The sequence below is a fragment of the Klebsiella sp. SWET4 genome (assembly GCF_024296565.1).
Classification (GTDB): domain Bacteria; phylum Pseudomonadota; class Gammaproteobacteria; order Enterobacterales; family Enterobacteriaceae; genus Klebsiella; species Klebsiella variicola.
The window spans coordinates 256397-269028 of record NZ_JANCOB010000004.1; the positions used below are offsets into that span (position 1 = coordinate 256397).

Annotated in this window: 12 protein-coding genes and 2 tRNA genes; 4 read left to right on the forward strand and 10 right to left on the reverse strand. The window is 56.3% G+C overall.

Annotated elements, in window-relative coordinates:
• Positions 1–141: 141 nt before the first annotated feature.
• The gene (gene dgcQ / locus NKJ21_RS12585; RefSeq protein ID WP_200617601.1) at positions 142–1821 is read right to left on the reverse strand and encodes a cellulose biosynthesis regulator diguanylate cyclase DgcQ; all 1680 of its coding nucleotides are present in this window, start codon (positions 1819–1821) and stop codon (positions 142–144) included.
• Between the two features lie 115 nt (positions 1822–1936).
• Positions 1937–2848, reverse strand: a complete 912-nt coding sequence (locus NKJ21_RS12590) for a DUF808 domain-containing protein (RefSeq protein WP_022065152.1) — start codon at positions 2846–2848, stop codon at positions 1937–1939.
• 182 nt (positions 2849–3030) lie between these two features.
• Between NKJ21_RS12590 and yedA the strand changes: the two genes are divergently transcribed.
• A complete protein-coding gene (gene yedA / locus NKJ21_RS12595) occupies positions 3031–3942 on the forward strand; it encodes a drug/metabolite exporter YedA (protein ID WP_050887348.1) in 912 nt (303 codons plus the stop codon).
• Here the strand turns inward: yedA and NKJ21_RS12600 are convergent.
• The 4 genes from NKJ21_RS12600 to drpB all read right to left on the reverse strand — a co-directional run bounded on the left by NKJ21_RS12600 (position 3917) and on the right by drpB (position 6900).
• Entirely contained in the window at positions 3917–4411 is a 495-nt protein-coding gene (locus NKJ21_RS12600; RefSeq protein WP_008804204.1) for a very short patch repair endonuclease, read from the reverse strand. The genes yedA and NKJ21_RS12600 overlap by 26 nt on opposite strands.
• On the reverse strand, positions 4392–5792 hold the full coding sequence (locus tag NKJ21_RS12605) for a DNA cytosine methyltransferase (RefSeq protein ID WP_012967658.1): 1401 nt from the start codon (positions 5790–5792) through the stop codon (positions 4392–4394). Before NKJ21_RS12605 ends, NKJ21_RS12600 begins: the two co-directional genes overlap by 20 nt.
• A 76-nt stretch (positions 5793–5868) precedes the next feature.
• Complete coding sequence (locus tag NKJ21_RS12610; RefSeq protein ID WP_022065155.1) at positions 5869–6576, reverse strand: phosphohydrolase; 708 nt, start codon at positions 6574–6576, stop codon at positions 5869–5871.
• Between the two features lie 42 nt (positions 6577–6618).
• A complete protein-coding gene (gene drpB, locus NKJ21_RS12615) occupies positions 6619–6900 on the reverse strand; it encodes a cell division protein DrpB (RefSeq protein WP_008804201.1) in 282 nt (93 codons plus the stop codon).
• Positions 6901–7438: 538 nt separating this feature from the next.
• On the opposite strand from drpB, the gene ompC reads away from it, so the two are divergent.
• The gene (gene ompC / locus NKJ21_RS12620) at positions 7439–8584 is read left to right on the forward strand and encodes a porin OmpC (protein ID WP_008804200.1); all 1146 of its coding nucleotides are present in this window, start codon (positions 7439–7441) and stop codon (positions 8582–8584) included.
• Between the two features lie 274 nt (positions 8585–8858).
• Here ompC and NKJ21_RS12625 read toward each other — a convergent pair.
• Positions 8859–8948 (reverse strand) — tRNA-Ser (locus NKJ21_RS12625).
• Between the two features lie 90 nt (positions 8949–9038).
• On the opposite strand from NKJ21_RS12625, the gene mtfA reads away from it, so the two are divergent.
• Both mtfA and NKJ21_RS12635 read left to right on the forward strand, forming a co-directional pair.
• On the forward strand, positions 9039–9839 hold the full coding sequence (mtfA, locus tag NKJ21_RS12630; RefSeq protein ID WP_008804199.1) for a DgsA anti-repressor MtfA: 801 nt from the start codon (positions 9039–9041) through the stop codon (positions 9837–9839).
• Between the two features lie 100 nt (positions 9840–9939).
• A tRNA-Asn gene (locus NKJ21_RS12635) sits at positions 9940–10015 on the forward strand.
• 90 nt (positions 10016–10105) lie between these two features.
• On the opposite strand, the gene NKJ21_RS12640 is transcribed toward NKJ21_RS12635, so the two are convergent.
• From NKJ21_RS12640 to NKJ21_RS12650, 3 genes are read right to left on the reverse strand one after another with little or no spacing between them, the layout of a single operon-like run.
• On the reverse strand, positions 10106–11296 hold the full coding sequence (locus tag NKJ21_RS12640) for a PotD/PotF family extracellular solute-binding protein (protein WP_016161412.1): 1191 nt from the start codon (positions 11294–11296) through the stop codon (positions 10106–10108).
• Between the two features lie 4 nt (positions 11297–11300).
• Positions 11301–12323, reverse strand: coding sequence for a GTP-binding protein (locus NKJ21_RS12645; protein WP_254732923.1), 1023 nt, complete (start codon positions 12321–12323; stop codon positions 11301–11303).
• The gene (locus NKJ21_RS12650) at positions 12313–12624 is read right to left on the reverse strand and encodes a hypothetical protein (RefSeq protein ID WP_016161414.1); all 312 of its coding nucleotides are present in this window, start codon (positions 12622–12624) and stop codon (positions 12313–12315) included. The genes NKJ21_RS12645 and NKJ21_RS12650 overlap by 11 nt, the downstream gene beginning before the upstream one ends.
• Positions 12625–12632 lie beyond the last annotated feature (8 nt).

Genomic DNA, 12632 nt, shown 5'->3' on the forward strand with positions numbered 1-12632 from the left:
ATGTTAGCGCTTTGCTTTGAGCAGGGCTGCAGGGCTGATGCGAGAAGGCTTCGCCGCAAACCGGTTTCATTCGATAGCGCGATCCCTGTCGAACACTTTAAGAAAAATCTCATTTTGCCTGATTCGGGCGAAACGTTTTGCTCACGCTTCGCTGCGAAAACAGACCTGATTGCGGCCGTTCTGCTTTGCCAGATAGAGACGACGATCGGCCACCGACTGTAAGGCTTCAAACTGATACTCCCCCTGCTCTTCGCTGGTACTGACCCCCAGTGAGGCACTGACCCGCAGCGTCACATTGTTATGTAAAAAGACCTCCCGGCCCTGAATTCGCAGGCGTAGCCGCTCTGCCACCGCCACCGCGTCCTGTAGTGTGGTATTCGGCAGCACGACACAAAACTCCTCCCCGCCCACGCGGCCCAGCAAGTCACCCTCACGAACGGTGCTGGCAAGGGTACTGGCCACCGTCGACAGCACTCTGTCACCCGCCTGATGGCCATAGCGATCGTTGATGCGCTTGAAGTGATCCAGATCGAGCTGGATCACCGACAGCGGCCGTCCACTGCGCTGGCAGGCGCTGGCTACCGCCATCGCCTGTTCAAACAGCGCCCCGCGATTGAGCAGACGGGTTAAGGCATCATGCCATGCCTGCCATTCAAGGGAGGTTTGCAGGACGCTCATATTGCGGACCATGCGGCGGATCACCAGCCAGGAGAGCAACAGCATCAAGGTGAAGAGGACCCACATCAGGGTCAGGGCGATGGTGATGGTGCCAAAATTGCCCCGCACGCCTTCCCGCAGGGTGTGGATCCGCAGCAACACGCCGTCAAAATTGCGCAGTTTGGCCCAGCTGATATAGCGCGTCAGCAAGCGCAGCCCCCCCTGGTTATCATGGACAAACGCGCGGCTGAGCAGTTCCTGTTCCCTGGGGGACAATAGCGTCAGGACATTCCCCGGCGCGGAAGAGGCCAGCAGGTTCAAATGGCTATCATAAAGCTGGTACTCCCCCTCCTGCCCGCCCTGCATGGCGCTGACCAAAAACGCTTTTATTTCACTGACCGAGAAATCCATCGCCAGCACCCCGCGCCAGTAACCGGCGAAATCCAGCGGTATCGAAGCGGTGACCACCTGCTCTTCCAACTGCGGGTCATCGTCAGGAAAGGTTTGCCAGATAACGCCCCGCCCCGGATTATTCCGCTGGCTCTGTCGGGTAAACCAGAGGGCGCTGATGGCTTGCGAATAGTGGGTCATCACCTGCGACTCGTCCCGCAGCGGCAGGGTCGAGGTGAAAAAGCCGCTGCGAGAGATATACTGCATCCGCTCGGCGAAATCGCGGTCATGTTGCGTCAGATTCAACAGATACCCCAGCTCCAGCGTCGCCATCAACTCATCAGCCGCGAGCGGATCGTCCTTCAGCAGTATAGGGTTGTTACCGACGACGCTCCCCGAGACGCCAAACACCGGCAGCGTACGACGATTCGGCAGCGCTACTCGCCAGGCCTCCTGGTGACGCTGGCTCAGATAGCGCTGACTGGCACTACGCAATACGTCGATATCGAGCGGCTGCTCAAGGGCAGACTGCATGCCGTGGCGAAAAAACATCATCCGGTCAATATTGAACTGCAGCAACCCATCCATTTCATGGGCGACATTAGCCAGATTATTGCGTTGGTTGGCCACATAGGCCTCTTCCAGAACGTTGATTTCACGCCAGATCAGTAACGTGGAGAAAAAAAGCACCACAATAAAACAAACGTTAACCACATGCGCCGGGCGAGTCAGGTGGCGGAGCTTGTTTCTCTTCAACCGAAGTGGCTTATCCATCATTATCTCGCAGTACGTTGCGCAAACCTGACGACATCAGCGCCCCGGCTGGTGTCGACGCCGGGCGCGCTTTTAGCGTAGACGACGCAGCGCCGTCACGCTGCGTGCAGCCACTCTACTTCACCGACCGGCGCAAACTGCTCACCACTTTCACGCCCGCCAGCACCACTGCGCCAATGATAAAACCCAGCACCAGGTTGGCAATGACCGGCAGCAGGGAAGCCAATATCCCGCCCAGCCCCGCGCTCCAGTGCTCAATGGCATGATGCAGTGGCGCAATGCCGTGAACCACAATCCCGCCGCCGACAAGGAACATCGCCAGCGTCCCAACGATGGAGAGCACTTTCATCAGCCAGGGGGCTACCGCTAACAATCCTTTGCCCAGCCATTGCGCCAGCGCAGCGCGTTTCTCTGCCAGCCAGTAGCCCATGTCGTCCAGCTTAACGATCACGCCCACCAGACCATAGACCCCGATGGTGACCAGAATCGCGATCCCTGAGAGGATCAGGATCTGATTGAGCAGCGGCGCTTCCGCCACAATGCCGAGGGTGATGGCGACAATTTCCGCGGACAAAATAAAATCGGTGCGAATCGCCCCTTTCACTTTGTCACGCTCAAAGGCCAGCGGGTCACGTTCCGCCAGCGCCTGAAGACGCTGCTGCCGTTGCGCAGGGTCTTCCTTGTGCTTACGCGCCTCCAGGCTGTGAAGGACCTTCTCCACCCCTTCAAAACAGAGGAATGCGCCTCCCAGCATCAGCAACGGCGTAATCGCCCAGGGGATAAAAGCACTGATCAATAGCGCCAGCGGCACGAGGATCACTTTATTAATGAACGAACCTTTCGCCACGCCCCAGACGACCGGCAGTTCACGATTCGCTCGCACGCCGGTCACCTGCTGAGCATTGAGCGACAGATCGTCGCCCAATACCCCGGCTGTTTTTTTCGCCGCCAGCTTGCCCATCACGGAAATATCGTCCAGCAGCGTGGCGATATCATCGAGTAACGTTAAAAGACTACTTCCTGCCAAAATAATTTCCTTCTCTTTTCATCAATGTCTCCTTCGAGTATGCGTTAAAAAACGGCCGGTGCCCAAGGTACAATTAGTCAATATAAATTTAACAAACTCGCGCAAATTAAGCGCTCGCCAGCGCGATAGTTTTCACGTTTACTATATGTCCCCTTTCTATCTCTGCACCGTCGTGAGGAAGTATGTCTACCCGTCAGCTGTTACCGCTTATCGGGGCGCTGTTTGCGCTGTATATCATTTGGGGCTCTACCTATTTTGCCATCGCCGTCGGCGTCGCCAGCTGGCCGCCGCTGATGATGGCCGGTATTCGCTTTCTCTCTGCCGGCGTGCTACTGCTGGGCTGGCTGCTGGCCACCGGCCATAAGCTGCCAGCCCGCCGGCCGCTGCTTAACGCCGCGCTGATCGGGGTCTTGCTGCTTGCCGTCGGCAACGGCTTCGTCACTCTCGCCGAACATCAGCACGTTCCGTCAGGGATCGCGGCGGTGATGGTCGCCACCGTGCCGCTGTTCACGCTATGTTTCAGCCGCTTTTTCGGCATCGCCACCCGTAAACTGGAGTGGCTGGGCATTGCCATTGGCCTGGCAGGTATCGTCATGCTCAACAGCGGTGGCAACCTGAACGGCAACCCCTGGGGCGCGCTGCTGATCCTGATTGGTTCGCTAAGCTGGGCGTTCGGCTCGGTTTACGGGTCGCGGATTGAGCTGCCGACCGGCATGATGGCGGGGGCTATCGAGATGCTCGCCGCCGGGATCGTCCTGTTGGTCTCGTCATGGCTGACCGGTGAGACGTTAACCCATGCCCCCTCGTGGTCCGGGATCGCCGCCCTGGCCTACCTGGCTATCTTTGGCTCGCTAATCGCCATCAACGCCTACATGTTTTTGATCCGCAACGTCACCCCGGCGGTAGCCACCAGCTATGCCTATGTTAACCCGGTGGTGGCCGTCTTGCTCGGCACCGGGTTTGGCGGTGAAAGCCTGTCGCTCATTGAATGGCTGGCGCTGGCAGTGATTATTTTCGCCGTAGTGCTGGTGACGCTGGGAAAATATCTCTTCCCCGCCCGCAGCGAAGCTACTCCTTGCAAGGCGGCGAAGTAAACGCCAGCTCGCGGATCCCCTGCGTATCGATCTGCGCGTCGTGCCCGGCGCCGCAGATCCACTCTTCCAGACGCTCGGTGAGCGCCTCATCATTTAGTTTCAACCGGCCGCGCAGGGCGCATTCCCAGATGATAAGCACCCGCCAGCCCTGCTCAGCCAGCTGTTGCCGGTCGCGGGCGTCACGCGCCACGTTGCCAGCGATTTTATCCAGCCAGAAAGCCGTCCGGGTGGCCGGCACCTTAAACAGATAACAGTCATGGTGATGCCAGAAACAGCCGTGAGTAAAGATAACGCAGCGGTAGTCGGGTAAGGCGAAATCGGGGCGTCCTGGCAGCGCGCGATCCTGGGCGACAAAGGTGAATCCCGCCCCGGTCAGCAGCGCCGCTATCCGCTTTTCAATCGCCGTATCGCGCGTGGCGATAGCCCGCATATTTTTACTGCGCGTGGCTTTATCGTGAACATCCGCCATCGTTATCATCCGCTTCGCGACGCGCCACCGCCTGGGCGATACGCGGCGCCAGGAGCTTCGCCACCGCGGCGAAGACCGGAACCACCACCGAGTTGCCGAACTGACGATAGGCCTGGGTATCCGACACTGGAATGCGGAACCGTGAACCCTGGGGCGATTCAAAGCCCATCAGCCGGGCGCATTCGCGCGGCGTCAACCGGCGAGGCCGCCGCTGTTGGTTCTGTGGATCGTCAAAATGCTGCTCGCCCAACGGCCGGTCCCAGCCGCGGTCGACGAGAATTTCGGCACCGTCTTTATAGTAGCGGGCAGAGAGTGTTCGAGCCACGCTGTGGGGATTACCGGGGTCTACCAGGCCATAACCAAAGCCATTACCCCGCGCCTGATGCTTGCGGGCATAACGATAGAGATATTTCCACAACACCGGCGTAAGGATAAATTTGGCATCCACCGTCGGCTCCAGCAGCTCGCCAAACGTCGGCCGCACCGCCGGATAGAGCGCAGCGATATCGCGCAGCGTAAATCCTTCATGCAGCTGCAGGTCGCGGCGGAAACCCACCAGCACGATGCGCTCCCGGTGCTGTGGTAAGAAATGGCGCCCGTCGATGACCTTAGGGTCATCCGGCCCGGTATGCCCGGCATCGGCCACCTCATACCCCAGCTCATCCAGCGTCTGCATGATGATGCGGAAGGTGCGCCCCTGATCGTGGCTTTTGAGGTTTTTGACATTCTCCAGCACAAAAATCGCCGGCTGACGCGCGGCGATAATTCTCACGACATCAAAAAATAGCGTCCCCTGGGTTTCGCAGGCAAAGCCGTGCGCGCGCCCCATGGCATTTTTTTTGGAGACGCCGGCGAGTGAGAAAGGCTGGCAGGGAAAGCCGGCCAGTAAGACATCATGCTGAGGAATCGTCTCGCGGATATGCTGCGCCGCTTCTTCATCGCTGACATCGGGGCGGTGGCTGAGCGTGACATCGCGGATATCTTCATTAAAACGATGCTGTTGCGGATCACAGTACCAGTTGGCCTTGTAGGTACGCACCGCGTGCTTGTTCCACTCGCTGGTAAAGACGCACTGCCCGCCGATGGCTTCAAAACCGTTGCGGATCCCGCCGATACCGGCAAACAAATCGACAAAGCGGAACGCATAATGCGGGTGATGAGCTGGCGGCGCCGGCAGCAGCGTCGCCAGATGGGCGATCTCCTGCGGACGCAAACGCCCCGCCGCGCGGGAGAGCGCCGCCACGCGCTTGAGGATCGCCGCGCTCCAGTGCTGTTCGCCGACGCTTACCAGTTCGGCGACCAGCGTTTTCACATCATAGATCGTCATCAGCTGACGCAGCAGCGCCTGAGCCTCTTCCCCGGCCTGCTCAGCCAGCGGCAACGACCTGTTTTCCTTAATTAACTTTTGCGGCATATCCTCAACCAGCGCGGACGATTTTTGCAGAGAGTACCATAAATCACCGGTCGGTTGACGCCTGCGGTGCAAAGCGGCGTAAAACCGCTTCATCCAGCGCCAGCGGCTCCCCCTGCAGCTCCGCGCTAAGCTTGGCCATAAATTCGACGAGGAAGCGGGCATTGTGCTGCGCCATCTCTTTTCCTCTGGCCGTCTGCATGGTCTCCGGCAGGCGCAGGAGTTTGCACTGGAAATGATCGAGGGCATATTGGCGGTCATCCAGCGCCCGCCGGTCAGCAAATGGATCTTCAGCATCAAACAAGATGGTATTCAGGGCGCCGGCGACGGCGAAGACCCGCGCCAGGCCAATCGCCCCCAGCGACTCAAGACGGTCGGCATCCTGGACGATTTTCGCCTCCAGCGTGCGCGGCGGGATCGCCGCGCTGAAGCTGTGTGCCTCGATGGCATGACTGACCGCCGCGTAACGCTCCGCGGGAAAATCGGCAAATGACGACTGTAGAATAGCGAGGGTTTTCTCAGCGGCCATCATCGAGGAACGGCTTCGCTCCGGATGATTCTTCGGCAAGCTGACGATGTCATGAAAATAGCAGGCCGTGAGGAGTACCAGTCGGTCGACCTCCTCCCCGGCGGCCAGCTGGGTAGCCGTGGCCCAGACGCGACGAAAATGGGACAGATCGTGTGCGGCATCATCCTGCGCGTGGTGCGTCAGTATCCAGTGCTCATATCGTTGCTGCCAGTCAACCAGGTTCATAGGCTTTCCTTTATGTGAAGGTCAGCCTCGAGCATAGCAACTTTACCGCTGATGATCCCGCTCGCCGCGAGACGGCCGGGTATACCAGACAACCGCCCCGAGGATCGCGCCAATGCCCGCAAGGACTAACATCCCCAACAGCGCGCCAAGCCATTTTCCCGCCGTGGTTCCCAAATCGCCCTCCACGCTGGCGCCGGGAACGCTGTGAATTTTTCCGACCACCCACCAGTAACGCACGATGACCCAGACACAATATCCGCAAAAAGCATACAACGCCCATAACGCGAGCTTCCCTCCGGGGCTGCGTTTTGCCTGCTCTTCCATCTCATTCCTCTCCGTGACACAACACACTACCGCCACTCAAAACGTGACAAGCATCACATTATACCGCCAACCTGCGCAGCAGGCAGCAGTTTCATCCCCATCTTCTGCGTCAACCTGCGACTTATGCTGCCGGTGAGCGGGCGCTGGAGTGTTTTATTTATTCTTCTCCCCATGCGAAAAGTTTATTCCGGCGCGGGAGATCGCGTGTTGTATTGATAATCTATTGACTATTTTTGCCGGCCAAAAAGCAATTTTCGTGATGAATGATGTCTTGATGTTAATTCATACAACTCATTTCATTAAGTTAACAAAATCAATCAAACCAAGTCATATCCCATTGCTATATAACAAAATAATACTCCACCAAAAATTATTCATAAACAATATAAAGAACCAAATTGAAATAAATTGAAATGTTTTATATTGTTTATTTACATCTTTTATTTTAAATAAAAATGAACTTAGTCGTTAGTATCTGATAGTCATTCCGGAGGGATTGTCATAATTCATAGAAATTATTATTAAAAGGGAATATATAATGAAAAGAAAAGTACTGGCACTCATGGTACCGGCATTATTAATGGCCAATGCCGTTAATGCCGCGGAAATCTATAACAACAACGGCAACAAACTGGACCTTTACGGAAAAGTCGACGGCCTGCACTACTTCTCTGACGACACTTCAGAGGATGGCGATCAGACCTATGCTCGCTTTGGTATAAAAGGCGAAACGCAGATCGCTTCCGAGTTAACCGGCTACGGTCAGTGGGAATACAACATTCAGGCAAATACCACTGAAAAAGAAGGCGCAAACTCCTGGACCCGTCTGGCCTTCGCTGGTCTGAAGTTTGCCGACTACGGCTCACTGGACTACGGTCGTAACTACGGCGTGGTGTACGACATTGAATCCTGGACCGATATGCTGCCGGAATTCGGCGGCGATACCTACACCCAGACCGACGTTTACATGACCGGCCGTACCAACGGCGTGGCAACCTACCGTAACAGCGACTTCTTCGGCCTCGTCGACGGTCTGCATTTCGCTCTGCAGTATCAGGGTAATAATGAAAACGCCGGTTCTGGCGAAGGCACTAATAACGGCGGCAAACGTAAACTGGCGCGGGAAAATGGCGACGGTTTCGGTATCTCCAGCTACTACGATCTTGATATGGGGATCAGCGTAGGGGCAGCGTATTCGTCTTCTGACCGTACCCATAACCAGCTGGCAGAGGCTCGTAGCAGCCAGCGCTACGCCAATGGCGATAAAGCTGACGCCTGGACCGTCGGCGCGAAATATGACGCCAACAACATCTATCTGGCCGCCATGTATGCTGAAACCCGCAACATGACCTTCTACGGCAACGATAGTTTTGGTGGGATTGCCAACAAAACGCAGAACTTCGAAGTGGTCGCGCAGTATCAGTTTGACGACTTTAATTTACCGCTGCGTCCGTCTGTCGCCTATCTGCAGTCGAAGGGTAAAGATCTCTACACCTATTCTCGCTACGGCGACAAGGATCTGGTCAAGTATGTCGACGTGGGCATGACCTACTACTTCAACAAAAATATGTCCACCTATGTGGATTACAAAATCAACCTGCTGGATGAAGACGACCGCTTCTACAAAAACAGCGGTATAGCGACCGATGACATCGTCGCCCTCGGCCTGGTCTATCAGTTCTGATCCCCGTCAAAGCCCGCGTTCAGCGGGCTTTTTTATGTTCCCGCTCCGTTGAGATCACTCTTTTCGACATTGCCGCTTTCCAGGCGTACCTTCCCTCTTTATGATGCGTTTAAGCTCGTTCGGGCAAAAAGCGGCGATAAGGTCCTAAAAGGATAAAGCGCGCTACCGCGTCTCTACGCTGAAACCAGGACGATGATGATGGCGATACCCCAGCGCAGGCGTTATACCTGAAGCTAACGGTGTGATTGAAGGGGAATGGTCATTAAGAGAAAAGTGGCGGAGAGAGGGGGATTTGAACCCCCGGTAGAGTTGCCCCTACTCCGGTTTTCGAGACCGGTCCGTTCAGCCGCTCCGGCATCTCTCCGCTGTTGTGGTTGCTATAATGCCAGGATCTTTGGCATTTTAATAGCTCCCGTTTCGGTAATCGTGTTCAAGTGACGACTTTGCGAGCAATATGATGTTTAAATGGCCCTGGAAAGCAGATGATGAGTCCGGCAACGCAGAGATGCCCTGGGAGCAAGCGCTTGCCATTCCGGTTTTAGCCCATCTTTCTCCCACTGAGCAGCGCAAGCTTACTCAGTTGGCTGCCCGTTTCTTACAGCAAAAACGTCTGGTGGCGCTGCAGGGGCTGGAGCTCACCCCGCTGCATCAGGCACGCATTGCCCTGCTCTTTTGTCTGCCAGTGCTTGAGCTGGGAATAGAGTGGCTGGACGGTTTCCATGAAGTGCTGATCTACCCAGCCCCGTTCGTCGTGGATGATGAATGGGAAGATGATATTGGTCTGGTCCATAACCAGCGGGTGGTGCAATCGGGACAAAGCTGGCAGCAGGGGCCTGTAGTGCTGAACTGGCTGGATATTCAGGACTCCTTTGATGCGTCAGGCTTTAACCTCGTGGTGCACGAGGTGGCGCATAAGCTGGATGCGAGGAATGGCGATCGGGCCAGCGGCGTGCCGCTTATCCCATTACGCGAGGTTGCCGGCTGGGAGCACGATCTCCACGCGGCAATGAACAATATTCAGGATGAGATAGACCTGGTGGGGGAAAGCGCCGCCAGCATTGACGCCTATGCCGCCACCGACCCCGCGGAGTGCTTTGCCGTCCTCTCGGAATATTTTTTCAGCGCGCCCGAGTTGTTCGCGCCCCGCTTCCCCGCCCTGTGGCAGCGTTTTTGCCACTTCTACCAGCAGGATCCGCTGCAGCGGATACGTGAGAATGGCCTGCAGGATGAAGACAATCGGCGCATTGTTCACTAAAACAACGCCTTGAGCTAAATTTAGCCAGTTGAATCAGCAAGTTAATTTTAGTGTTGACACAAAAATGCGAGGCCAGTAGTATGCGCCTCGTTCACACGATTCCTCTGTAGTTCAGTCGGTAGAACGGCGGACTGTTAATCCGTATGTCACTGGTTCGAGTCCAGTCAGAGGAGCCAAATTTAAAAAAGCCTGCTTTCGAGCAGGCTTTTTGCTTTTTAGCTTCCGTCAGGTCTGCCTCAGTTCTGTCCGGCCCAGCCGCATAAGAGCTAGCGGCGCATCAGCGCCTCCTGCCAGCGTCGCGTCAGATAGTTATGTTCATCCATCACCGAATTCCATACCGCAATATGTCCCATCCGCTGCTCGTAGCTTCCACCATCCCGACGCTCACCCGCAGGAATAAGCGGCGCGCCAGAGGCATCGAGGAGTAATTCAGCTGCCGGTTTTCCTGCATACCAATAGTCCCATTCGGCCTGAGACAGAAAAGCGCGGCTTCGCTGAGGGTTGGAAATATAATACCCCTGCCGGGCCATTACTGCGCCGGGCCAACCAGACTGCCACCAGTTAAGGTAATCATAGGCCGCTTCTTTTACCTTCCCAGTCACGCAGCGAGACAGCGACATGCCGCCATACCACGCCCGATAGCCTTCACGTGGGCGCGCCATTTTATAGCCTCGCTGATGGAAATGGTGCCGGAAATAGATGGGAGCCCATAAGCTCTGGACCTCAACGCATCGATTATCGATTAAATCGCATGCCTGCTCCTGGGACGACCAGAATGCGGCAAAGTGTCCCTGGCGATTAAGATGGGCTAATCCTTGTGTCAAAACATCGATCTCTTCCAACGTCAAATTGCCAATATCGGCAAACTGCGCCATCCCCGCGCCCTGCATGGCCAGAGCGGCATCGATCCCTCCCATAGCTGCATCCTCTTGCAGGGCGACCGCGCCAGTAAGCGCGCTATGCAGCAACCATCCCCAACTCTCTTCTTCCTGCTGAAGCGCCTCGGGAAGACGGTCGACATGATAAGCAAAGCTATCGGCATTATGCGTCAATGGCAGCATGCTGATGAGATCGCTCGGCTGGCTGCTTAAATGGCGATCCCGTTGAACGTACAAGCGCTGGGACGGTACGCTGCCATCGGCCACAACGCCGTTCAGGGTGCCCTGCTTCGCCAGTTCGTTCACCTCGTCCCAATATTTCAGCCGCTTCACCTCCAGCGGCTGAATAGCACGGGCCGGCCAGACAAAATCGATATTATGAAACCACTGGTCATAGAGATCGTAACTGTCAGGTTGCATAACCGCGATGCGCTGGGCATCTTCCACGCTATGCAGCAGGTATTCGATCTTAATCCCCAGCTCCTGCTCAGCGCGAACACGCAATATCTCCAGTAATGTCACCGACGTGCCCAACACCCGAAGCGTTAATGGAGGAGAAATAATCGCCGCAGAACTCATCCCTTCAGGACTCCTGTGATACTTGCATAAAGCGGCTAAAGGCTTGCTGCAAGCGATGCGCCTCCAGTCCACGTAAGATAAATACCAACGTTGAATGGCTTAAGGCTCCAGGCCAGTCATCCAAATGCACCGGAGGATGCAACGTGTGCTGTACACCATGAATAACCACCGGAGTCTCACTGTCGCTTACACGCAAAATGCCTTTCATTCTCAGCACCGCGTTACCATGGCAATGTAATAGCATGGATAACCAGATAGCAAAAGCGGGCCAGTTTAACGACTGCTCAAGCGAAATCACGCATGTTTCTGTCGTGGGATGCGCCCCGCCATCGCGCTTTGGCACCAACGAAAACGTGTTGTCAGCACATGACCCTAACCAGCGGAAACGCTGTTCATAAGAGCCGCGAAATACTTCACTTCGGAACAGCCAGTCCGGGGTATCCTGCGCCAGCCGCGTAGTGCTCACTTCCGCCAGCGGATTAAGCTGACGCAGCCATTGCTCGAGCGTCACCGTCTCCTCGGGGGCAATGCGATCGCTTTTACTCACCAGCAGTTTGTCCGCCGCCGTCACCTGCGCAAGCCACTCGGGCTGAAGATCGGCTTGACGGTGGGCATGTTCCGCATCGACGAGTGTGACCAGCGTCCCTGGCGTGAAATGGCTCTGCAACTGACGATCGTGGAGAAGTGTCGATAAGATGGGAGCCGGATCGGCCAGCCCGCTGGTTTCCAGAACAACGTAGCGAAACGCCGGGATCAGGCCGCGCGCCCGCCGTTCATAAAGCGCCAGCAGAGCGGCCTGCAATTCCCCACGAATCTGACAGCATACGCAACCGCTCGGCAATAACACAGTATCCGGCGCGACTGCGTGAAGCAGGTGATGGTCGATCCCCACCTCGCCAAACTCATTCACCAGCAGAGCAATATAGTTCACGTTCTGCCGGGCGAGCCAGTTTTTCAGCAGCGTTGTTTTACCGCTACCCAGGAACCCGCTCAGCACATGGAGGGGTAATTTCTCTTCAGCAGGCATCGTTTTCCCCTTTGGCCTCAAGCGAGGCTAACCAGGCATCATCGAGCGGATCAATCGCCTGATGCAGCATGTTCTCGGCTTCTTTCCACAACCGATCCAGGGAGTGGACCAGCACCTGTTGTCCCGTCGGGCTGGCCAGTAGCCATTGACCATGAAACTCCGTCAGCGAGAGGCGCCAGGGCTTCAGCGTACGGTTTAGTAATGCCAGCTGCCGCAGACGCAGCTGGCGTAGGGGAATATCCTGCCGCAGCGGATCGCTCCACTGCGGCCCGTTATCAAGCAGGCCGCACACTCCGCACATCATCCACT

Excerpts from the sequence above, each read along its gene's own strand:
- NKJ21_RS12640 (WP_016161412.1), bottom strand. The coding sequence starts at position 11,296 with ATGAGTTCTGCGGCGATTATTTCTCCTCCATTAACGCTTCGGGTGTTG.
- yedA (WP_050887348.1), top strand. The coding sequence starts at position 3,031 with ATGTCTACCCGTCAGCTGTTACCGCTTATCGGGGCGCTGTTTGCGCTG.
- dgcQ (WP_200617601.1), bottom strand. The coding sequence starts at position 1,821 with ATGGATAAGCCACTTCGGTTGAAGAGAAACAAGCTCCGCCACCTGACT.
- NKJ21_RS12645 (WP_254732923.1), bottom strand. The coding sequence starts at position 12,323 with ATGCCTGCTGAAGAGAAATTACCCCTCCATGTGCTGAGCGGGTTCCTG.
- NKJ21_RS12610 (WP_022065155.1), bottom strand. The coding sequence starts at position 6,576 with ATGAACCTGGTTGACTGGCAGCAACGATATGAGCACTGGATACTGACG.
- NKJ21_RS12600 (WP_008804204.1), bottom strand. The coding sequence starts at position 4,411 with ATGGCGGATGTTCACGATAAAGCCACGCGCAGTAAAAATATGCGGGCT.
- ompC (WP_008804200.1), top strand. The coding sequence starts at position 7,439 with ATGAAAAGAAAAGTACTGGCACTCATGGTACCGGCATTATTAATGGCC.
- NKJ21_RS12650 (WP_016161414.1), bottom strand. The coding sequence starts at position 12,624 with ATGTGCGGAGTGTGCGGCCTGCTTGATAACGGGCCGCAGTGGAGCGAT.
- drpB (WP_008804201.1), bottom strand. The coding sequence starts at position 6,900 with ATGGAAGAGCAGGCAAAACGCAGCCCCGGAGGGAAGCTCGCGTTATGG.
- mtfA (WP_008804199.1), top strand. The coding sequence starts at position 9,039 with ATGATGTTTAAATGGCCCTGGAAAGCAGATGATGAGTCCGGCAACGCA.